We start from the raw sequence: 22,041 nt of genomic DNA, 5'->3' as shown, positions 1-22,041 counted from the left end.
TGCACTATAGGTCGCCGTCGAGCTGGAGGAAAGCCCGCTGGATGGCGGTGTTCGCGAAGTCCTCGGGGAAGGGCGCCTTGCGGATCAGGTCACGCAGGCCCTCGACGTGCGCCCGGCGGGCCAGGTCGGCCATCTCGCGCAGCTCGGCGGCCTGGGCGGCGACGAAGGCGCGGTCGACCACCGCGCCGTGGCCCGGCACCACCGTGTCCCCGGGCAGCTCGGCCAGCATCGCGGTGGTCGTGTCCGCCCAGTCCAGCGGGAAGGCGTCGCCGAAGGACGGCGGGGCGCCCTCCTCGACCAGGTCGGCGGCGAAGATCACTTCGGCGTCGGGGACGTGCAGCACGATGTCGTTGTCGGTGTGGCCCCGGCCGAAGTAGCGCAGATGGGCCAGCCGGCCGCCGAGGTCGAGCGTGGCCCGGTCGGTGAAGACCTGGTCGGGCGGGACGATCTCCACCTCCTCGACCTCCGCGCGCCGTTCCTCCTCGATGAAGCCGAGCACGGCGGCCTTCTGCTCCTCGCCGATGCGCTCGATCTCGGCGGCGGCGCGGGCGTGCGCCCAGATCTCGGCCGGCTTGAACATCGCGTTGCCGAAGTGGTGGTCGAAGTGCGCGTGGCTGTTCACCACGGTCCACGGCAAGGGAGTGATGCGCCGGATGGCCTGGATCAGGTCGGCGGCCTCGCGGTGGGACATCCTGGTGTCGAGCACCAGGCACTGGTCGTCGCCGACCACCAGGCCGACGTTGAGGTCGTAGGACCGGTGCCGGCGCACGTAGACCCGGTCGCCGACCTCCTGCCAGGGGGCTTCTTCGCTCATCGAGCCAGCGTAGGACCCGGCGCCCCGACCGGTGGCGGCCGGACTCGGCGAACCGGCCCCCCGGACGACTCGCCGCCCAGCATTTTTGTCATGATATGTCGGTGTTTGTGGACAGGGAGCTCGACGTGCGCGCGGAACGGGAGATCATCCTGCTCCGGGCCGGCCTCGACCAGGCCCGCCACGCCGTACGGCTGAGCCGTACCCCCGCCTGGGTCGAGCGGGTCGACGACACCTGGACCCTGGTCGTGCCGGCCACCCCGCGCGAGGACGGCTACGGCTACCTGCGCCTCACCGCCGCCCTGTCCGCCGGCAAGCGGGTGGCGATCTCCGTCGGGCACTTCCGCGGGCACGCCTTCTACTGGCTCTTCCAGGCCGGCAAGCTCCAGACGCACCACATCTGGGGCGCCGAGGCGGACGGGACCGAGCCGGCCGCCTGGGTGCGCGCGCTCGGCGGGCCCATGAACGTCGAATCCCTCACCGCCCTGCACGCCATCCCCGCCGCGCGCGTGGAGGGCGTCCTCGGGCTGCTCGCCCGGGTGACCCGGACGCCGGACGCCTCCCGCTTCCTGGGCGGCGGCTACTCGCCCGGCGACGAGTCGCTGGTGGAGAAGGAGAGCTGGGGACGGGTGCTCACCCGGCCCGACCCGGACGAGCCCCGGTGGATGACCTCCCTGGTCGCGGCCTCGCGGACGCGGCCTCGGTGGTACCGGATGGGGTCGCTGGCCTTCGCGCTGGTGCTGGCGCCCCTGGCGGCGCTGGCGTGGTGGCGGTGGAGCGAGAGCGGGTCGGGGTGGACGCTGGCCATGTCGGTGCTGCTGACCCTGTACGCGGCCGTCACGCTCTGGGGCGCCCGCCGGCCTTCCACCTGACCGGGGCCGGCCGGATCTGGGGTTCCAGGAAATTGGGCGCGAGCTGACCTGCGAATTCACCGGAAAACCAGATGACAGCCGCCTTCCGGATGTCGCAGTGTAGATCGGGCCGATGAGTTTTGTCGGTACCGCAAGTCAGCATGGGCATGTCCACGACGACGATTCGTGAGAGCGACGGCTGCGAAGCCAGCGGCCGTGACCAGCTTCTGCCCGTCAACCCCGATCGAGGTATCGTGTCCGCCCTTAAGCTTGAATCACCTGAGCAATCCGCTACCGCTCCGTCCGGCCGCACCCCGGCCGTGATCCGCTTGCTCGTGCTCGCGACGTTCGTGGTCATCCTCAATGAGACGATCATGATCAACGCGATCCCCAATCTGATGAGCGCGTTGGACATCACGGGTCAGACCGCGCAGTGGCTGTCCACCGCGTTCATGTTGACGATGGCGGCGGTCATCCCGATCACCGGCTGGTTCCTGCAGCGGGTCTCCACCCGCAGCGCGTACACCACCGCGATGGGGTTGTTCCTGCTCGGCACCGCGTTGGCCGCCGTTGCCCCCACTTTCGAGGTGCTGCTCGCCGCCCGGATCATCCAGGCGTCCGGCACGGCCGTGATGATGCCGCTGCTGATGACCACGCTGATGCAGGTCGTGCCCGAGTCCGACCGTGGACGGGTGATGGGCAACGTCACGCTGGCCATCTCGGTCGCCCCGGCCATGGGCCCGGCGATCTCCGGCGTGATCCTGCAGTTCGGCTCGTGGCGACTGCTGTTCGCGGTCGTCCTCCCCATCGCGGCGCTGATCACCTGGGGCGGCCTGAAGCGGCTCAAGAACGTCGGCCAGCCCGAGTTCAGCACTATCGACTGGTTCAGCGTCCTCACCGCCGCGGCCGGCTTCGGTGGCCTGGTCTACGGGCTCAGCCTCTTCGAGAGCAGCGACCTGGGCGTGGCCATCGGCGTCGTGAGCGCGGGCGTGCTCGCCATCGGCGTCTTCGTCTTCCGCCAGCTCGTCCTGCAGCGCCGCAGCGACCGCTCGGCCGCGACCGGCTCACGGTCGGCGCGGCGTGACGCCCCGCTGATGGACCTGCGCACGCTGCGCCACCGCACCTACACCGTGGCGCTCATCCTGATGGCGGTCGCCTTCATGGCGATGCTCGGCTCGATGATCCTGCTCCCGCTCTACCTGCAGAACGTCCGCGGCCTCACCGCCTTCCAGACCGGCCTGCTGGTCATGCCCGGCGGTCTGGCCATGGGTCTGCTCGGCCCGACCGTGGGCCGGCTCTTCGACCGCTTCGGCGGCCGGGTCCTGGTCATCCCCGGCGCTGTCGGGATCATGCTCGCCCTGGTCGGCTTCACCCAGGTCACGATGACCATGCCGTACTGGCAGATCCTCGGCCTGCACGCGCTGCTCATGATCAGCCTTGCGGCGACCTTCACGCCGGTGTTCACCCTCGGCCTCGGCGCCGTGCCGCCGTCGCTCTACTCGCACGGCAGCTCGATCCTCAGCACGCTGCAGCAGGTCTCGGCGGCCTTCGGCACCGCGCTGGTGATCACCGTCATGAGCGCCCGCACCGAGGCGCTCCAGCATGAGGGCGTCGTGAAGGTGGTCGCCGACCTTGACGGGATGCGGCTGGCGTTCATCATCGGTGCGGTTATCTCGGTGGCTGTGGTCATCACCGCTCTGCTGTTGCCGGCTCGGGCGGACAACGAGATGGGCGCCCACGCCGGTCACTGACCCCAAGGCGCCTGCCCTGACCGGCAGGCGCCTTTCGGCGTCCCGTTCAGGCTGCCGGGTTCGGTGTGCCGAGGATGCGGCCGGCCAGTTCGTGCAGGTCGATCGGCTCGGTGGTGTCGATCTGGTGGGTGTGGGTGAGGCCGAGTGGGGCTGAGCCGGACTCCATCTCCTTCCAAGACTGCTCGTCCAGGGGGACGCCGTGGTGGATGGGATGCCGGGTCGGCTCTCGCTCGGCGTAGCGCTGCCGGGCGAGGTCGGTGGGGATGGTGCACCTGATCTCGTGGGCGGTGTGCACGCCTGCCTGGGTCAGGCCGGCGGCCACGACCGGGCGCAGGGTGGCGGGCCAGTAGCTGTCGAGGACGGCTCCGCGGGCGGAGTCGGCGAGCAGCCGCCACAGGGTCTCGCCCGCGGCCCGGCCCAGGCGGCGGCTCCACTCGCGCGGCGCGAGGCCGTCGGGCGGGTCGAGGTGGTCGGCGAGGGATTCCTTGATCTGGTCCTTGCTGAAGAGCGGCAAGGCGAGTTCGTGGGCGAGGGGCCGGGCCAGGGTGGACTTGCCGGCTCCGGGCAGGCCGTTGACGAGGACGACGAGGCGATGGTCAGGCGGCATTCGGGAATACTGGCACTTCGGCACTGACGGGGGCGCGGGCGCGGTGGCTACCGCCGCCCTGGCGGGCTTTCCCTGCCTGCACCCGCCCGCCTGGCTCCCCGCCACCGCGCAGTACTTCGCCCGCTTCATGGTCGGCGGGGTGCAGGTGGAGTTCAGCACCGTCGAGGTCGAGACCGGCTCCGACAGCATGGAGTGCGTCGGCCGCGGCCCGTGGGAGCACTGCGTGCTGGTCCCCTGCGGTCCGTTCCAGGTGCCGGTCGTCCGCCTCGAACTGCGGCTGGCCACCGAGCTCGTGCGCGACCGGGCCGACCGTTACCAACCTCTGGTCGATCATTTCGCGACGCACGGCTTCGACGCGGGTCTGTTGGAGCGGGCGCTGGTTGCGCAAGGCCTCCATGGCTAGGCCGGGATCGGTGCTGGTTCCGTGGTGGGGGTGGGGGCGGCTCGGGGGAGGTTGCGGATGGGCTTGATCAACAGCAAGGCCGCCGCCACGCCCAGGGTGACCAGGGCGGATCCGAGCATGAAGTCCCGGGGAGCGATCACCAGGCTGATCGGGCCGGCGAGGGCCTGGCCGACGGCCATGCCGGCGACCGAGCCGGCCACCTGGTAGGCGTTGACCCGGTTTACGACGTCCGGGGCGACCTGGGTCTGCACGGTCGTGGACCACATCACCGACCAGAAGGCCAGCGCGCAGCCGCCGAGCAGGTGGCCGATCATCAGCGCGGGCAGCGGCAGCCCCAGCGCGACGGTCAACGGCACGGCGACGTACAGGCTCAGCGCCACCGCGCCGGCGGCGAGCGGGCGGCGCGGTCGGAGGCGGATCGCCACGACGCCGCCGAGCACCGTGCCGAGGCCGAGCGCGGTCATCACCCAGCCGTAGTCGGCCCCGATGACCTGCGAGGACAGCGGCACGTACGGCCCGACCACCAGCACGCCCCAGAACACCCAGACCAGGATGACCGACCACATCCAGTTCCTGGCCTTGAACTCCTCCCACCCGCGCCGCAGGTCGCTCAGCACGTCGGAGGGCTCCGGCTTCGGCACGGCGACCCGGATCAGCAGCAGGCACACCCCGCTGACCAGGAACGTCGCCGCGTCCACGGTGTAGACGAAGACCGGCCCGGCGACCATTATGAGCACACCGGCCAGCGCGGGCCCGGCCAGGTGGGTGACCGCTTCGGCGATCTTCAGCGTCGCGTTGGCTCGCTGCGGGTCCTTCGCCACCAGGGGCACCATGCCGTTGACGCACGGCTCGAACACCCCGGCCGCCATGCCCGACAAACCCGCCATCACCAGCAACAAGGGGTACGGCGGAGCCCCGTCCAGGAAGGCGAGCGCCACGATGCCCTGGGTGAAGACCCGGACCACGTCCGCGCCGATCATCAACCGCCGGGCGCCGATGCGGTCGGCGACCACCCCGCCGAACAGCATGACCAGCACCGCCGACGCGGTCCAGATCGCCAGCACGTAGCCGACTCCGGCGATCCCGTACACTTTGCCGATCGCCAGCGCCGAGGCGACGGGCATCATCGCGTCCCCGAGCAGCGAGATCGTGCGGGCCCCGAAGTAGAGGCTGAAGCTCCTCGTCCACATGCCCTTCATTCTGGATTTCTCCAGATCAGAGCACCGGTGTCCTGAATGACATCATTGGGTACATTTGCGCCATGGCCTTGGACTGCCCGGAGACCCCGCCCGCGCCCGTCGATCCCCACCGCGTGGTCGCCCTGGTCGCCCCGAACCAGGAGCTCTATCCGGTCACCTCGGCGTCAGCCGTCTTCGGCTATCACGGGCCGGACATTCCCCAGCATTACAGCTTCACACTGTGCAGCGAAACGCCCGGTTCGCTGCCCACAACCCTGGGTGTGCCGATCCAGGTGGATCGTGGCCTCGACGCCCTCGACGACGCCGACACCGTCGTCATCGCCGGCTGGACGCTCACCCCTTCGCCTGCCGTACTGCATGCGGTTTCCGCAGCGCATGCGCGTGGCGCCCGCATCGTCGCCGTCGCCGCCGGGGTGTTCATCCCCGCGGCGCTGGGGCTGCTGGACGGCCGTCGCGCGTCCGTGCACTGGGAGCTGTCCGCCGAGCTCGCCGCCCGGTATCCGCGCGTGATCCCCGACGACACGGTCATCTACGTCGATCACGGCGACGTCGCCACCGCCGGCGCGTCGGCGGCCACCCTCGACCTCTGCCTGCACCAGGTCTTCCAGGAGTACGGCGCGGCGCACGCCATGCGCATCGGCCGCCAGCTCGCCGCCGGGCCGCACCGGGAGGGCTGCCAGCGGCAATATCCGCCACTGCCGACCACCGGGCCGATGCCGGACTCGCTGGCTCCCCTGCTGGAATGGCTGCTCGCGCGGCTTCCCGAGCCGGTCACCGTGGAGGACATGGCGGCCTATTCGGGCGTATCCCCGCGCACGCTGACGCGGCAGTTCACCGAGCAACTGGGCGTGCCACCCGCCCGCTGGCTGCTCGAACGCCGCCTCGCGGCCACCCGCGCCCTGCTGGAGGACACCGACCTGCCGGTCGAGACCATCGCCACCCGCGTCGGCCTCTCCTCGGCGGTCAACCTCCGCCGCCGCTTTCACACCGCCCTGCGCACCACTCCTGCCGCCTACCGGCGCTCATTCCGCTGAGCTTGTCAGGACTCGTCGTCGAACAGCAGGTTCTTGCCGTTGCCGCGGAACTCTTCGAGCCATTCGGCGATCTGCTCGTCACTGGAGAGGTACGGCTCGCCGGGCCCGGGCCGGAGGTCGATGCCGTACAGGTGCATCAGGCCCCACCACACGAGCTCGTCGTCCACGCCGGGCTTGTCGGCGTTCACCCACCGGGCCGCCCAGCGATTGGCGTCTTCCCTGGTGATAGTGCCGTCGAGCAGCCCGGTGAACTGGGCTTCGATGTCGGCCTGCGTCGGTGCGGTAGTCATGAGGCCAGGATGTCACGCGCTTCCGACAACGCCTTGTGGTATGTAGTACTTCACATTATTGTACGGACGCACCGCGACGAAGATCAACGAGAAGCAGGCGATCTCCACCTGCGCCGAAGGCGCCACCGGCCTCCAGCACCGCGTCGTCATCCGCTGCCTGCGGCCTCGCGGCTACTACGGGGACGAGGGCGCGTGGGACAACCCGGGCGAGACGTCGATCGCGAGCTGCAACCCGGGCGATGACGACTACTTCGACGCCATCCGCACCTGGTGGGCCGAGACCCGGCCCGCATCCGCATATCGCTCTTAAGAGGGATACGAGAGTTCGCTCGGCTCGGCGATGTCCGGAAGGCCGCGCGAAACCAGGATTGGGGACGTCACCGCAGCCAAGGAGCTACCGAGATGTCCCCGAAATTCGCCTTCGTCGCCGCCCCTGTCCTCACCTTCGCCTACGGCGTGATCCGCCTGCTCGACGGGCTGGACGGCAGCCGCGGTCCCGGCCTGGCCTGGACGACCGGGCACCTGGCCTTCATCGGGGCGCTCGTGTTCTTCGCCGTGACCTTTCATGAAATGCGGCGAATGGCCGGGGGCGGGCGGCTGGCGGCCGGGCTGGCCTGGACCGGATATGTCGGCATCACCACGCTGATCACCCAGTTCGCCATCGACATCGTCATCGGGTTCCGGTCCGTCGACCACGCCGCGATGGGCGTGCAGTTCGACCAGGTCCAGGCGATTCCCGGGGTGCAGCAGGTGATCTACGACTTCGGGCCGGCGTTGTTCTTCGTCGCCCAGATCGGGCTGGTCCTGCAGCTTGCCGTACAGCGCCGGGTCAAGGCGTGGACGCCGGTCCTGGTGATCGCCGACGTGCTCGTGCCGTTCGTGGAGAAGGACTTCATGCCGGTCGGCGCCGCCTTCCTGCTGATCTCCTACCTGGCCGTGGCCCGGGTCTCCGTCCCGGCGGTACGGCCTGCCGTACCGGCTGCTGTGTGATGCGGGCAGAATGCCGCCTTGTGCCCCTTCTCGAACGGTTGCGTGCCATTCCGGCTCGCCGGCTGGACCTGGCGCTCGTCGCACTCGTCCTGGCGGTCCAGCTCTGGCCGCTCCTCGCCGACCGGGCTGGGTGGTGGAGCTGGTGGGGGTACGCGGTCGTGGTCGCGGCAGCCGTACCCCTGGTGTGGCGGCGGCGCGCGCCGGTGCTCGTGCTCATGGCCACCCTTGTCGCGGTCGCGCTGTACGACCTGTCCGACCGGGTGGCGGACCAGCCCATCTGGTACGGCGCGCTGGTCGCGATGTACTCCACCGCTGCCTATGCCACCCGGTCGGCGCGCCTCGTCGCGCTGGCCGTGGCCGCTGCTGGCGGGCTCCTGGTCACCGGCTCCTCCGACACGGCGGTGCGGGGCGTCGTGCTCTTCGTCGCCGCCTACGCCGTCGGCCGGGCTGCCGCCATCTCGCGTAGCCACGCCGCCGCGCTGGAGGAGCGTGCCGTCCAGCTCCAGCGGGAACGCCAGGTCGAGGCCGAGCGGGCCGCCGAGCGGGAGCGGGCGCGGATCGCGCGGGACATGCACGACATCCTGGCCCACGCGGTCAGCCTCATGGTCGTCCAGGCCGAAGCCGGCCCCGTCGTCGTCCGCACCGACCCCGACCGGGCTGAGGCCACCTTCGACGCCATCGCGGCCTCGGGGCGGGATGCGATGGTGCAGCTTCGGCGGCTGCTCGGGGTGCTCAAGGAGGGCGAGGGGCCGCGTGCGCCGCAACCTACCTTGGCTGACCTGCCCGGGCTCGTTGCTCAGGTCTCCGGTGTGCACGTCACCTACGCCGTCACCGGTTCCCCTGTTCCGATTCCTGGCGATGTGGAGGTCGCGGCGTATCGGGTGACGCAGGAGGCGCTGACCAACGTCGTCAAGCACTCCGGTGCTAGCCGGGCTGAGGTCTGCGTTGATTGGTCGGACGGGGAGCTCATGATCCGCATCACCGACAACGGCCGCGGCGCCGCCCACCTGCTGCCCGCGGCCGACTACCGCGGCCAAGGCAGCCGCGGTCGCCCCAGCGATGTTGTGGGTTCCGGCGCTCTTGGGAACGCCGGAGATCACGGCAATCCTGCAGGTCCCGGTGACCACAGCGGTCATGGCAGTCCCGCTGGCTCTGCTGGCCTTGGCAGTCCTGGGAGCCACGGCGGCCATGGTCTCATCGGCATTCGCGAGCGTGCCGCCGCCTGTCACGGCACGGCCTCTGCGGGCCCCCGAACTGACGGCCCCGGCTTCGAGGTCGTCGTCCGGCTACCTGTGGGGGTCGCGGCACGAGTGGGCTGGACGGCTTGAGCGGCAAGGACCTCGGGGTCGCGGCATGAGAGAGCTGGGCGAGATCAACGGCCTGAGCGGAACCAACGGAGTGACCAGCATGAACAGCCCCCTCCGTGTCGTCATCGCCGACGACCAGGAACTCGTCCGGGCCGGTTTCGGCATGATCCTCGACGCCCAGCCCGACATCGAGGTCGTCGCCGAAGCCGCCAACGGCCTCGAAGCCGTCGACGCCGCCCGCACCCACCACCCGGACGTCCTCCTCCTCGACATCCGCATGCCCCACATGGACGGCATAGAGGCAGCCCGCATCGTCTCCTCCGAAACAAGCTGCCGCGTGCTCATGCTGACCACCTTCGACCTCGACGACTACGTCTTCGAAGCCCTCCGCGCGGGAGCCAGCGGCTTCCTGCTCAAGGACGTCCGCCGCGCCGACCTCATCCACGCCGTCCGCGTCGTAGCCGCCGGCGAGTCACTCCTGGCCCCCTCCGTCACCCGCACCTTGATCGCCGAGTTCACCTCCCGCTCCCCCGCCAGACCGCTCTCGCGGGAACTTTCCGTACTGACCACCCGCGAACGCGAGACCCTGCGCATGATCGCCCTCGGCCAGTCCAACGCCGAGATCGCCACATCCATGGTCCTCAGCGAGCACACGGTGAAGACGCACGTCAGCAACATCCTCACCAAGCTCGGCCTGCGCGACCGCGTTCAGGCAGTGATCGCCGCCTACGAGGGCGGCCTCGCGGTCCCAGGCCGGCTGTGAACGACTGCTTCAACGGTTTCCCGGGCGCAGAACGACCTCCGCGGCTGTAAGGCACCGCCAGGACGACGGAGCGCCCCCATGCGGCCATCCCGAAGTCGGCGAATTCAGCAGCCATTCGAGATCAACGACTGCCGATGATGGACAGCTTGCGCGCACGTCGGCGGGGTGTACGGCCCGCTGCCTGGAGTGTGAGTGACGGGCATCCGACCCACTACGCGAGAAATGCGCAGCCCCACGCGACCAAGAAGGCCGGCCGGCTCGACCCACCTGCACGCACTTCACCAGCCCCTGCAGCCCGACGCAGTGATCACCGACCTGCCGACGACGGCTTAGAGCTCCTCACAGAATGATCTTTGTTGTGCTTTGATCTCTCGCTGTAACCGGGCGAGAGGAGCGCGAGTGGCCAAGCTGAGGCCGTGGGAGGTCAGCGACGAACTGTGGGAGGTCATCAAAACCGTTGCTGCCGCAGCGTCAGCGGCGTTTCCGGCGTCCGGGACGCAGACGGCTGGATGACCGGCTGGCCTTGCAGGGCATCCTGTTCGTGCTGCACACCGGGATCGCCTGGGAGCTCTTGCCCCAAGAACTGGGCTACGGCTCAGGCATGACCTGCTGGCGGCGGCTGGCCGAGTGGAACAAGGCCGGCGTGTGGCAGCGCCTGCACGAGGTGCTGCTCGATCGGCTGCGGGCCGCTGACGCGCTCGACTTCTCCCAGGCCGCGGTGGACTCCTCGCAGATCAGAGCGTTAAAGGGGGCCGCAGACAGGTCCGTCTCCGGTCGACCGGGGACGTCCCGGCAGCAAGCACCACCTGATCACCGACGCCGGCGGCATCCCACTGGCGGTTATCCTGACCGGCGCCAACCGCAACGACGTCACTCAGCTCCGCCCGCTCCTGGAGGCTATTTCCCAGGTGCGCGGCAAGCGCGGCCGTCCCCGCCAGCGTCCCGACGCCGTACTCGCCGACCACGACAAGTACCACCGCCTGGTCCGCGAGCTGCAGATCCGCCCACTCATCGCCCGTCGCGGCACTGCACACGGCTCCGGCCCGGGCACACAACGCTGGGTCGTCGAGCAGACCTTTCGCCCTGCTGCACGCCTTCCGCCGCCTGCGCATCCGCTGGGAAGTCCACGCCGACATCCACGAGGCCTTTCTTAGACTGGCCTGCGCGCTCATCTGCTGGCGACGTCTGACGTCATTGCGTTAGGAGCTCTTAGGGCACCAGCACGATTGCCATCCCACCCCGAGCATCATCCGTGGTTGGAAGCACCGGACCGGCTCAGCTCGACAGGTGGTCCGCTACCGACGCACATGCGGTACGGCGAAGCAGACTCGCCACTCGGGCCCGCCCCACCAGCCCCAAGCATGCCGAACAGCCATCGACATCCGCCAATTGCCAAAGATCAACCAGCATCAAGCCTGGGATCGCCATGCCAAGCATCGAAGATCACCCGAGGAGAAGTGATCAAGCCGTTGATTAGGCACAACCCAGAAAGCAAGGCGATCGAAATGTCACGCTCGGGCCTTATCGTCAGAGCTGTCGCGGTGGGCTTCGCCCTCTCCCTCCTCGGGGCCGGAACGGCCCTCGCCGCCGTCCCCCGCTCCGACCTGGCAGTGGTCAGGATGGATCCGGACGCCACCACGCCGGGCGGTGTCACGACCGTGCGCGGCTTCGTCACCAACAAGGGCCCTGACCCCCTGACCTCACCGTTCTATGTCGTGATCACCCTGCCCGAAGGAGTCGCCTCGGCCGGGCCGTTCTTCCCGACGAGCTGCCAGGGCTCCCCCAGCTCAACCAGGTGCGCTGCACCTTCCCGTCCGGACTGGGCAAGTTCCGGACCGCTACCGCTCTGATCCCGGTACGGGTTGACCTCCGCATCGGCGCCCCGACGACGCTGCGCGGCTGCGTCCAGGTGTACAGCCGCCGCGACGCGTACCCGGCCAACAACAGGCAGCCCTTCGACCTCCACGTCCACCCCGCTGCCTGACCTCCAGAAGCAGCAGGTTCGTCGCGGCGGCTAGGCGAGTCCTCCCCGCGACGATCCCTGGAGTCACGTGGACCGCCCACGGCCACCCCGGGCGCCCCGCCTGCCCTGACCCGGGCGTCGAAGCCGGTGCTAAAACAGCCCGGAGGGTCGGCCGGCCTGCGTGCAACTGCTGGGATCGAGATCCTGGCCGACTCACCTACATGGCCGACCGATGCCTGTGCCAGGCGATCAACCCGGTGAACCATGCCGAGTCACCGCACTAAATCAGGCGCCCCTTCCGGGCGGCTTCATGGCCGTGGAAGACAGTCCTCGAGTGACCGTGATTGACCACTACTGACTGCTCCCCATGGCACGTTGATGGCACGACGTGAGCTCCTGACCCACTGATCCTCCACGCAACGCACGCACGCTGCCTGATCATCCCCAAGCTGGAGCGCCCGGCCGGAGGCTTTGGTTGCAGGCCCGCTGACTTCAGCGACCACTCCCGGGAGCATAGGGCACCCAACCAGCCAGAACCTGGTAATGAAATTGGACCAACAGGCACCGGGATCGAGTCCAAGCTCGCGACCAGGCTACTAAGTCCACCGTCACTCGAGATTGCACGGATATAAGCATTCGTCAGAAGAAGTCTTATTTCGGCAGAGTCACCAAATATCGCTAAGCGATGAATATAGACCCGGCCTCTCCTCAAACGCCCGGAACCAACGATCAAATGCCTGCGCAAAATCTCCTGGCAGAGGAAGCAAGCTGGAGGGAACGAGGGAGGTTATCTCAGATATTTGGCGAATGCAACTCGAACCCAACAAAGCGCGCAGCCCATGGCGCCGAGTAGTGACGTTGAATATCTCGCGAACTGCAGTGCAGGCCTCTGAAAACTCATTCCCCGAAAGATTGCTTCGCTCAGCTATAAATCGAACGCCTGCGGTGGAAAATAGTATATCGACGAGCTGCTCGGCAACACAACGCGGCCTTCTGGCCAACCCGCGCAGGACGCTATCTGCCCTCAGCGAAGCGACAGAAAGCATCTTCAAGGCAAAGTTTTGATCGTACATTGATGCGTATCGCCATGGCAATTCGTTCAACTGCCGAAGCCGAGTCAGATCAGACCTTAGGACTGTTTCATCACAAGCAAGAGACTTTGCGTCATGATGAATCCCCTCAATGACCGAAAGTATTGCGTAGTGTACTGCTTTTGCGACGTCCTCACTTCCGTAGCGTATCCGAAAAGCAGGCGCGACGGGAGGTACTGGAAACGAAGCCAGGTGATCATCGAACCGACCCAGCACTGATGGCGGTTTCGGATGCGGTATCCATGGCGGAGATGCCGGCGGTGGCAAATCTGAGAACTTGATCGCCATGCTGTGCAGCACGTCGAGATAGGCGGCCAAATCCCCAGTTTGCCAATGACTCCAATAGAGACTGTTACAACCAGTATGGAGCCCCCAGGGGTGGCGTGCGCACTCCACTACATTGGCCGCCTTCCACTTGAGCCGCTGCGACCCAGAATAGCTCCTGACGCGATTTGATAGCAGCAGAGAAATGCTCCCTCGCTTGCTGTCAAACGACGACCCAATAGCTCCCACAGCTGCTAGTCCAAACACCAACGCCATGTCGGGAATATAGTTATCCTCAGACAAGATTGCGTCTAGAACAGATTCAATTACCGCCCCTGGTTGTGGCGATCCTTCCAGGAGGGCTAGAAAATCTAGTGCGACGTCACTTTCAAACGGACCAACGCCCCACGATGACATGCAACACTCCAGGAGGCGACAGGCGAACGCCTATCGCCGATAGATAGTCTGTCCAGCGATCTGCATTTTGATGCCGAGCTGTGGAGTGCCAGTACCCACAATCGGATAGTTGTATTTCATGAAGAATCTATATGCAGCTTTGAGAGCACGCTCTCGCGAATGAGCGTAGTCCTCGGTCACATCTGCCCCCTTCTTAAGCTTAGAAGGATCAGAGAGTGGCTCATTGCGGTTGTGCGGCAACTCCAGGTGCGCAGCGTTCTTAAGCGCATGATACATGATGTGCTCTCCACCATCATCAACGTTTGAATCACCCGTGCGCCAGAGAATCATCATGCGATGACCGCCGGGCTTATTTAGGTCTCGATAGGGGCCTTTCGTTTGATAGTTGTTAACACGTACAGAGAACGTGAAAGCTTTACCGACCTTTAATATTTCTCCATCTGGATCGACAATCAGATAAATTCCTCCTCTTGCGTTTTTAGGCTGCATGCCGAGACCGACGTCCCCATTATACAAGAGAGTGTCAACGCCGTGGATTCCAATGGCGCCGAGGGCCATCCGGACGGATGCTTCCTGAACCCAGCGAGTAGTGTCGGCAGGCTGACACCAAGTCGGGTTCTTGCTACAAATGTCTTTCTGAAGCTTCTCTTCCGCGTCCAGGGACCAGTACCAATACCCGGCACCTCCGGTATTTATTTTTCCAGAGTCAGCCATCCCTTGTATATATTTCTTCGCAGCGGCCTTTGAGGGGAATGTAATCTCTTTCCCATTCCACCAGACCTTATAACCTTTGTTGGGCCTGTCTTCGGCGGGAGGGGCGGAGGACCTTACGCCCTTACCATTTGAGCTGCCCTTGTGGGTGAGGATTTTCCAAAGATTCGCCAATGCAGCGTCGGGGGCGGTCGGATCGTACATTGCCATGTAGGACTTACCTGCTTTGGGATTATCCCAGTAGCCCTTTGGCGCCGGCCGTCCATTTGGCATATAATCAATCCGTTTAGCCTCTTCATCCGACAGGTAGGGCCCAGAACTCTCACAAGGGCAGTGAGCAGCCATTCCTACAGGATGCCTATCCCAACCTCCGCCTCCGCCTATACACATTGCGTACTGACAGCCAGCAGAAATACCGCCGCCCGTGGCAGCAGATGAATAATCAATCGACCCGTGCCCGCCCGTTGCGCCAAGCGGTTTCACAGCTCCAGCCCCGACCGCTACCCGATTGTGGCCGGTCGGATCGATGCCTGTCATTGGCCCAGCGTTTGCATATGCGTACCGGTTGGCCTGGACGCTAGGGCTTGGGTCGAGGGACATGCTGTCGCGACTAGTGAACGCACCCAGTTCAGGTGCATACCAACGTGCGTGCATGTTGACTTTCCCAGTATCCGGATCGGTGTATGACCCTTGATAGCCGAGGCTGGCTTTTACTCCTGTCTGCTGCAATATCTCACCGAAGGGGCTGAACATAGTCGAGCTCGTCAACCCGCTAGTGTTGAAAGTAGCGACAACATCGTTGTGAAGGTCAGTAATTGTTGTTACCGCAGATGCGGCGCCCTCCTGCAGGCTCATGATGTTGCCAATGGCATCGCGGCCATACTTCGCCACGGGCCCTTCGCTAGAAGACAACGCGGATAGCGAGTTCGACACGCCGAGATAGGAGAAGACCTGCTGAGCCGTACCCCTGGTGCGCTTTGTCACCCGGTCGAGGGCGTCGTAGCTGTAGAGGCTGTCTCCATCGGCGATGAGCCGGTCGAAGGCGTCGAAGGCCAGCGCAGTGGTCTGACCGTCCTTCATCTGGCTAGCGAGCGTTCCTCGGGGGGTGTATGTGTAGTCAGTTCCCCCTCCTGAGGTCAGGCGGTTGCGCGCGTCGTAGGTAAAGGTGCTGCTGCCTGCCTTAGTCCGGTTGCCGGCGTCATCCCACTCGTAGGGTGTGGCGGATCCGTCCGGAGCCGTCCACGAGGTCAGACGACCGGCCTTGTCGTAGGCGTAGGTGTTAGCTCCGGCTCCGGCTATGCCTGTGGTGGTCTTCGCGGTGAGGTTGTCGTCCTTGTCCCAGCCGTAGGTGATCTTTGCGAGCTCTGTCCCACCGACGCTCTTTACCTGATGGCTGATCAAGCGGTCTTGGGCGTCGTAGTCGAAGATCTGGCTGTCGCTGGCCGAGGCCAAAGTACGTAGTCGGTTCGCCTCGTCCCAGCCGTAGGTGAGGGTCCGGCCGGATACCGGATCGGTGGCCGTCTTGAGGCGGCTTGCGTTGTCCCAGGTGAAGATGGAGGAGCCCGAGGCATCCTCCCGTTGGATGGTGCGACCAAGCTCGTCATAGACAAAGGCCGATTGCTGAACCGTGCCGTGGGAGATTCTGGTGAGGAGACCGCGGTCGTTGTAGTCCGCACTGAGGTCGCCCAGCCTGGTCGGGCGGCCTACGGCGTCGTAACCGAAGGCGCGGGAGGCCGTGACCGCGCCACCGCCTTCGCCTTCTTCGGAGGTGAGGCGGCCGAGATGGTCAAAGACACGGGTGGTGCGCACGCCGCCGGGCTGCAGGATGCTGACCGGGTTGGCAGCGGCGTCGTAGCTGGTGGTCCAGGTGCGGTCGGAGGGGTCAGGGTGGGCCGTAGTGGAGGGCTCGATGACCGACTCGGGCAGGCCGAGAGAGTTGTAGGTGGTCCAGGTGGTGTTGTCGCGGGCGTCGGTGAGGCGGGTGGGAGCGCTGGCTGCGTCGTAGCCGAAGGTGGTGGTGATCGACTTGGTGTCCGTGATCGGTTCGATCAGGGAGGTGACGCGGCCCAAAGCGTCGAAAGACTGGCGTGTGGTGTTGCCCTCCCCAGAGGTGGTGCTGGTCGCGTTGCCAGCCGCGTCGTAGTCGACGGTACCTGTCCGCAGGATGGTGCCGGTGGATCCGAGGTTTCTGACGGCGACGGCGCGGCCGGCCAGGTCGTAGTCGGTCTGGGTGGCGTTGCCCAGCGGGTCGGTCGCCTTCACCACTCGGCCAGCAAGGTCGTAAGTGCTAGTGGTGGTGTGGTTCTCGGGATCGGTGACGGCGGTGATTTCGCCTGCCGCATTGACGGTGAAGGTAGTGGTGCGGTTGCCGGGGGCGATGCTCTTGGAGAGCTGGCCGCTGTCGTAGTACTCGAGCTTGGTGGTGTAGGCGGCCGTGGTCGGCTTGCGCTCGATTACGGTTGCGGTGATCTGGCGGCCCAAGTCGTCGTAGGTGGCCTCGGTGCGGGCGCCGAGCGGGTCGACGGTCGCGAGCTTCTCGCCAAGCAGGTCGTACTCGGTGACCCAGCGGCCGGGGGCTTCGTTCTGAGGCGCAGGGTCGGTGACGCGGACAGGACGGCCGAGTTGGTCGTATTCGATGCTGCGCACGAAGCCACGCGGGTCTGTGGTCTTCGTCACCTGGCCCGCACTGTTGTACTCGTTCTTCACGGTAGGCGTGATCGGTGCGTCTGGGGTGGGCGAGCCGGATACCCCTGCGACGGAAGCGATCTCCGCTGCGGTCAGGACGCGGTCCCATGCCTGGACGTCGTCGATGGCGCCCTGGAAGGAGTGCTGGTAGCCGCTGTCGTACTTGGTGCGCCCGATGAGGAAGCTGCCGGTTGCATCCCAGGTGCTGGTGTAGGCGCCTTCGGCGGCCAGAACGCCGTCTTCGTAGAGGCGGATCTTGCTCTGCTCCGCGTCGTATACCCCGGTGAGGTGGGTCCACTGGTTCAGTTTGGCCAGATTGCTCGAGACGATCTTTACGCCGGGGTCCCCGCTGACGTCGGCCGAATACGTGAGCATCCGCCATTTCTTGTCGTTAGGCGAGAAGACCAGCTTGAAGGCCGAGTTGACGGTTCCGTCCTGGCCGACGACGGCGGCGTGGTGGTCATCCCGAGCCAGTTTCACCCAGGCGGACACTGTGTAGCTGCGGTTGGTGTGGATCACTGGCCCGGAGGTCACTGCGTGCGTACCCGTGGTGTAGGCGACGGCTCCGCCAGTGCGGCCGTCTACCCGGGTGGTGGGGCCAACCAGAGTGGCCGGGTGGTTACCTCCGGAGGAGTCGTTGAGAACCGTGCCGCTGCCTTCGTCCGCCTTCCACCAGCCGACTTCGCCGCCGACGCGGCCGGTAGTGTCCGGGGGAGTGTAGGACGGCGCAGTGATCTTGGTCGGCTGCCCGGCCTTGTTGAAGGTGGTCGTGGTGGTGCGACCTTCAGCGTCGGTCTGGTGGGTCTGCTCGCCGGCGGTGTTGAAGCCCATTAGGGCCGATGGCCGCTTAAGGGTGGTCGCGCCCTCCTTCTCGACGGCGACCTGCGGTGCGATGACTTCGACCAGGCGTCCGGCCGCGTCATAACGCATCGTGGTGGTGTAGGCGGCGGCATCCGCGCCGGCGACATTGCCGCGTGGGTCGGTGACACTGACGGGCAGGCCACGGTCGTCGAATGTTCGTGTGGTGACGATGTCCTCGGCACCGTTCTCGACGGTCTCGCGGTTGATCTGTCCGGTCTTGGTGTAGGCGTACTCGCGAGTCTCGACTCTGGTGGTTCCGCCGGCGGACAGAGCCGTCTTGAGCACGTTGTCAGCGGCGTCGTAAGTGAAGGTCGTGGTCCTGTTCACGCCTGCGGGGTCGATGTTCTGCGAGGTCACCCGGGAGGCTGCGTCGTACACAGCGCTGGCGGTCAGGCGGCCGCCTCCGGTGACCTGCTTGGTACGGTGGCCCGCCGCGTCGTAGGTGTTCTCCTCCAGCACCACGTCCCGGGCGGTGGTTGAGCCGTTGAGTTTGACGTCGTCGGCGATGGTCTGCCACGGCAGATTGTCGGTGTAGTAGGTGAGGGAGGTTTTCCGCCCCATGGCGTCGACGCGGGAGGCGAGCCGTCCGGCGGGGTCGTAGGCGAGGGCTTCCACCACGACGTCTTGCGCCGCCTGCGGAGCGACCGGGCTGCCGGTCCAGCCCTTCAGCGTGGTGGTGATCTTCTCGCCGCGCTTGCTGTAGCCGTACTGCAGGACAGTGCCGCGGGCGTCCTTCGTGGTGACCACCTGGCCCAGCGTGTTGTAGGTCTGGGTGACCTGGCCGCCTTCGGGGCCGGTGACGGTGTCGAGGCGTCCGCTGGTGTCATAGGTGTAGGTCGTCACCCGGTCGGGGTCAGAGCCGGTCGTGTCGGCGAGAGTGGCGGTGAGCTTGTTACCGTCCGCGTCGTAAGTGAAGGTGGTCTTCGCGGTGTGCGTGACGTCGCTGATCTCGTTCTTGATCCCGGGACTGGTCTGGGTGAGGATCCGACCCAGCTTGTCGTAGGTGAAGCTGGTCGTGACGCCGTTCGGATGCGCGTCCGAAACCTGGGTCGAAGCAGCCAGCCGTCCGATCTCGTCATAGGCGAGCTTGGTGACCAAGCCCTCGGGGTCGGTCTGCTCGGCGAGGTCGCCGGCAGCGGTGTAACGGTAGGTCCACTCATTGCCGCGCGGGTCGGTCTTGGTCTTCAGCAGCCCGGCGGGGGTGACGCCGCCGCCGACGGCTGCCTCAGTGCCGTCGGTATAGGCGTAGCCGACGGAACGGCCGGCCGGGAAGTCAGCGGTGGCCGGAGTGGTCTCCTTCAACACCTCGCCGAAGGCCGTGTATTCAACAGTCGAGGCGTAAGTGTTGTCGGTGGCCGATGCCGAGCGCGCGTCCCGGCTCTTGACCAGGCGATCGTTGCGCGGGTCGAGCTGGTCGGAGGTGTTGAGGTAATACTCCGACCGCGAGGTCTGGCAATTGCTCGTCGTGGACCGGCAGGTGGTCGTGGTGAGCACGTTGCCGCGCTTGTCGTAGGTGCGCTGGACGGCATTGTTATTCGGATCAGTGACCTTGGAGAGGAAACCGCCCGTGTCATAGGCGTACGCGGTCTTCTTGCCGAGCTGATCTGTCTGCGATACGAGCCGGTCGCCGCGCCAGGAGTCGAACTCGAAACCGAGGGTGTTCGTGGCCGGGTCGGTCACGGTCACGGTGGCAATGCCGGTGCTGGCGTTGACCGTGGGCGCCCCGAGCTGCCAGGCGCCGCCGTGGGCCGTCGTGAGTGTCTTGACTCGGTCGGTCGCCGGGTCGTAGGTCGCCTCCATCCCGACGCGGCCGGACGGCAGCGTGATCTTCGACATGAGGTGCGGCGCGGCCCCACGTGCGGCGAAGTGGATCGCGACGTCATCGGCCGACAGGGGCCGGTCGTAGAGGGCGACCTCGTCCAGGAATCCGTTCAGCGGCAGATTTGCCGTGCTTGCCGGCCCACCTGGCCACTTACCGCCCTCCAGCTTGCCATTACCCATCTGGGCGCCCACCGGCCAGCCGCCGAAGCCTGAGCCTGTCGCCGTACCGACGCTCTGGCCGTCCAGGAACATCTGCTGCGTTGTGCCCGACAGGGTGAGCACGACGTGGTGCCATTGGCCGTCGTTGACTGCGGCCGTGGAGGTGATCGGGGCGATCGCTGACGTGCCGGTGGTGGGGCGGAATTGGCCGCGTAGCTTGCCGTCCGAACCCACGTAGACCAGAGAGCGGGCGGGGTCGCTGCCGTTGTCGGTCCCTGCTGCCATGATCACACCGGCTGCAGAGGTCTTGAACCACGTCTCGATCGAGGCGGAGCCGGCGAGTTGGGCGATCGCGTGGTCGGGCAGGGAGATGGTCCCCGCTCCGGAGAGCTTCGCGGCCTTGTCGGGGCTCGATTCAACGGCTCCCGCCTGTCCGAGCGTCACCCCGGTCAGGCTCGCGTCACCCGCCCCCCAGCCGGAGTCCTTGGCCTTGGTGCCGGAGGCCTCGCCGAGGCGCCAATAGCCGATGGGGTCGGAGTTTCGCACCGCGCTGAGGTACTGCGAGCCGCTCGTGTAGGCGTAGGTGGTGCAGGTATCGGCCACAGGGGCGCACACGCTGATGAGCTTGTCGCCCTCGTAGGTGTACGTCCAGGTGAGCGGCGCGCCGTTCGCCTCGTTCGTGGAAACCTGGGTCACGTGCCCGCCGGTCCAGGTGAAGGTCAGCGACCGACCGCCCGAGGCGGTCGCCGTGGACAGCTTGCCGTCGCCGTTGTAGGTGAGAGTCTGTGTACGGCCCCGCAGGTCGGCGATCTTCGTCAGGCGGCCGGAGAGGTCGAAGAAGTAAGAGGTGCCCGCCTTGTCGGTCAGCCGCCAGCCGGCCAGGTCCGGATTTGCGATCTTCGTGAGCGTCGCGTAGGTGCCAGGAGGCGGCTGGAAGGTACCGTCAGCGTTCGGAGCGAAGCGCACCTGACGGCCGTCGGGATAAGTCACCGTCAGCCGGGTCGGCTTCGTCGTGTCGGAGGTGTCGGCCCAGTCGTCTGCGACGATCTTCATGTCCCAGCGCGAGGTCCATCCGGCACCGAACGTGCCGCTGCGGCGGGGGTCGAGGCTGTTGTATGACCGCACGACCGACAGCGAGGGGCCTGCTGTCGCAACAACCGCGTCAGTAGCGGTCGTGGTGAAGTTGCCGGTTGACGGTTCGAACGGCAGGCCTCCGGTTGAGCTGGCGAACTGTGAGTTGACCGCTGGCTGCCGCACACCTGTGGTGAAGGAGCTATCCCAGTAGGTCGACATCCCGTTGGACGGCTCTACGACGGTGACCCGCCACCAGTACTGAGTGCTCCAGGCCAGCGCGCTTCCCGTCGGCACTCGCCAGGTTCTGATGTTCGACCCCAGGCTTCCCGAGGACACACAGCCCGTCGACAGAGCCTGGTTCGTACAAACTTTGAAGGAATAGGTCAGAGAGGAGGAGCCCATGTTGCTGTAGGCGCTGCCTCCGAACAGCGGGGTCCGCGAGTTGATCAGCATGCCGTTCAGAGGAAAGGCGGCCGTAAGCGTCGGGGGATATTGCGGCGTAGGGGTCGGAGTCGGCGTTGGGGCCGCACACGCGCCGACGCCGTCCCAGTAGGTGCCGCCTGGGGTGGTGGTGTAATCGCCCGGATACATCTGGTTGCGCCGGTAGACGAAGCCTTGGTATTGGACCCACTGGCCAGTGCTGTAGATCACGTCTGGCTGCCACTGCCGGATGGTCGAACAGTCGTACGTGGCCGCAGCCGCCACGTCACGTGCCAACGCACTGCGCTGCTCTTCAGCGACAGCTCCAGCAGGCGCCGAAACCTGAACGCCGCCGCTCTTGCCCTGTCCTTTGGCAGCCGCTGGCTGGGTCTGCTCCGTGCCTACTAAAGGGGGCAATCCCTTGGCCGAGCCCGCCTGCTGCTTCGGCGTGTCCACCGGTCCGGAAACTTCGGCAGACCTCTCCTCGACTCGTGACCCGATCTGCGCCTCGGCACGAGTGGGCAATGCCACGAGCTGAATCAGAATCAAGGACGCCGCAGCCACTACGT

The 22,041-nt window shown here is 66.4% G+C and carries 15 protein-coding genes and 1 pseudogene; 10 read left to right on the top strand and 6 right to left on the bottom strand.

Translation table 11 applies throughout. The features are described from left to right. Positions 1-4: 4 nt before the first annotated feature. On the bottom strand, positions 5-814 hold the full coding sequence (locus ACIBG7_RS40540; RefSeq protein WP_357918915.1) for an MBL fold metallo-hydrolase: 810 nt from the start codon (positions 812-814) through the stop codon (positions 5-7). 101 nt (positions 815-915) lie between these two features. Here ACIBG7_RS40540 and ACIBG7_RS40535 point away from each other — a divergent pair, with 101 nt between their 5' ends. Beyond that, positions 916-1,683 (top strand): hypothetical protein, encoded by a 768-nt coding sequence (locus ACIBG7_RS40535; RefSeq protein ID WP_397339714.1) that lies wholly within the window; start codon positions 916-918, stop codon positions 1,681-1,683. Positions 1,684-1,982: 299 nt separating this feature from the next. After that, positions 1,983-3,413 carry an MDR family MFS transporter gene (locus ACIBG7_RS40530; protein ID WP_357918910.1) on the top strand — a complete coding sequence of 477 codons (1,431 nt, stop codon included), beginning with the start codon at positions 1,983-1,985 and terminating at the stop codon, positions 3,411-3,413. Between the two features lie 46 nt (positions 3,414-3,459). On the opposite strand, the gene ACIBG7_RS40525 is transcribed toward ACIBG7_RS40530, so the two are convergent. Then, positions 3,460-4,020 (bottom strand): AAA family ATPase, encoded by a 561-nt coding sequence (locus ACIBG7_RS40525; RefSeq protein ID WP_397339713.1) that lies wholly within the window; start codon positions 4,018-4,020, stop codon positions 3,460-3,462. A 43-nt stretch (positions 4,021-4,063) separates the two neighbouring features. On the opposite strand from ACIBG7_RS40525, the gene ACIBG7_RS40520 reads away from it, so the two are divergent. Continuing rightward, positions 4,064-4,423 carry a hypothetical protein gene (locus ACIBG7_RS40520; RefSeq protein ID WP_397339712.1) on the top strand — a complete coding sequence of 120 codons (360 nt, stop codon included), beginning with the start codon at positions 4,064-4,066 and terminating at the stop codon, positions 4,421-4,423. On the opposite strand, the gene ACIBG7_RS40515 is transcribed toward ACIBG7_RS40520, so the two are convergent. Next, on the bottom strand, positions 4,420-5,613 hold the full coding sequence (locus ACIBG7_RS40515; RefSeq protein WP_397339711.1) for an MFS transporter: 1,194 nt from the start codon (positions 5,611-5,613) through the stop codon (positions 4,420-4,422). The two genes, ACIBG7_RS40520 and ACIBG7_RS40515, sit on opposite strands and share 4 nt — an antisense overlap. A gap of 71 nt (positions 5,614-5,684) precedes the next feature. Between ACIBG7_RS40515 and ACIBG7_RS40510 the strand changes: the two genes are divergently transcribed. Beyond that, positions 5,685-6,656, top strand: a complete 972-nt coding sequence (locus ACIBG7_RS40510) for a helix-turn-helix domain-containing protein (RefSeq protein WP_357918898.1) — start codon at positions 5,685-5,687, stop codon at positions 6,654-6,656. Positions 6,657-6,661: 5 nt separating this feature from the next. Here the strand turns inward: ACIBG7_RS40510 and ACIBG7_RS40505 are convergent, their stop codons facing one another. Continuing rightward, a complete protein-coding gene (locus tag ACIBG7_RS40505) occupies positions 6,662-6,946 on the bottom strand; it encodes a hypothetical protein (protein WP_397339710.1) in 285 nt (94 codons plus the stop codon). 58 nt (positions 6,947-7,004) lie between these two features. Here ACIBG7_RS40505 and ACIBG7_RS40500 point away from each other — a divergent pair, with 58 nt between their 5' ends. The 6 genes and pseudogenes from ACIBG7_RS40500 (at position 7,005) to ACIBG7_RS40475 (ending at position 11,856) form a co-directional block, all read left to right on the top strand. Continuing rightward, entirely contained in the window at positions 7,005-7,256 is a 252-nt protein-coding gene (locus ACIBG7_RS40500; protein ID WP_397339709.1) for a hypothetical protein, read from the top strand. A gap of 92 nt (positions 7,257-7,348) precedes the next feature. After that, on the top strand, positions 7,349-7,936 hold the full coding sequence (locus ACIBG7_RS40495; protein ID WP_397339708.1) for a hypothetical protein: 588 nt from the start codon (positions 7,349-7,351) through the stop codon (positions 7,934-7,936). A gap of 20 nt (positions 7,937-7,956) precedes the next feature. Then, positions 7,957-9,264, top strand: a complete 1,308-nt coding sequence (locus ACIBG7_RS40490; protein WP_397339707.1) for a sensor histidine kinase — start codon at positions 7,957-7,959, stop codon at positions 9,262-9,264. A gap of 79 nt (positions 9,265-9,343) precedes the next feature. After that, a complete protein-coding gene (locus ACIBG7_RS40485) occupies positions 9,344-10,006 on the top strand; it encodes a response regulator (protein ID WP_397339754.1) in 663 nt (220 codons plus the stop codon). A gap of 408 nt (positions 10,007-10,414) precedes the next feature. Continuing rightward, positions 10,415-11,209, top strand: a pseudogene (locus tag ACIBG7_RS40480) (IS5 family transposase). Positions 11,210-11,463: 254 nt separating this feature from the next. After that, the gene (locus ACIBG7_RS40475; RefSeq protein ID WP_397339706.1) at positions 11,464-11,856 is read left to right on the top strand and encodes a hypothetical protein; all 393 of its coding nucleotides are present in this window, start codon (positions 11,464-11,466) and stop codon (positions 11,854-11,856) included. A gap of 778 nt (positions 11,857-12,634) precedes the next feature. Here ACIBG7_RS40475 and ACIBG7_RS40470 read toward each other — a convergent pair. Both ACIBG7_RS40470 and ACIBG7_RS40465 read right to left on the bottom strand, forming a co-directional pair. After that, positions 12,635-13,741, bottom strand: a complete 1,107-nt coding sequence (locus ACIBG7_RS40470; protein WP_357918878.1) for a DUF4259 domain-containing protein — start codon at positions 13,739-13,741, stop codon at positions 12,635-12,637. Between the two features lie 30 nt (positions 13,742-13,771). Then, positions 13,772-22,003: a LamG-like jellyroll fold domain-containing protein gene (locus ACIBG7_RS40465; RefSeq protein ID WP_397339705.1), complete on the bottom strand. Its 8,232-nt coding sequence runs from the start codon at positions 22,001-22,003 to the stop codon at positions 13,772-13,774. Positions 22,004-22,041: the final 38 nt, after the last annotated feature.

The organism is Nonomuraea sp. NPDC050328 (assembly GCF_044459405.1).
In the GTDB taxonomy this organism is placed as follows: Bacteria; Actinomycetota; Actinomycetes; order Streptosporangiales; family Streptosporangiaceae; genus Nonomuraea.
Note: the sequence above shows the minus strand (reverse complement) of the source record. Positions and strands in the feature narration are given on the sequence as shown.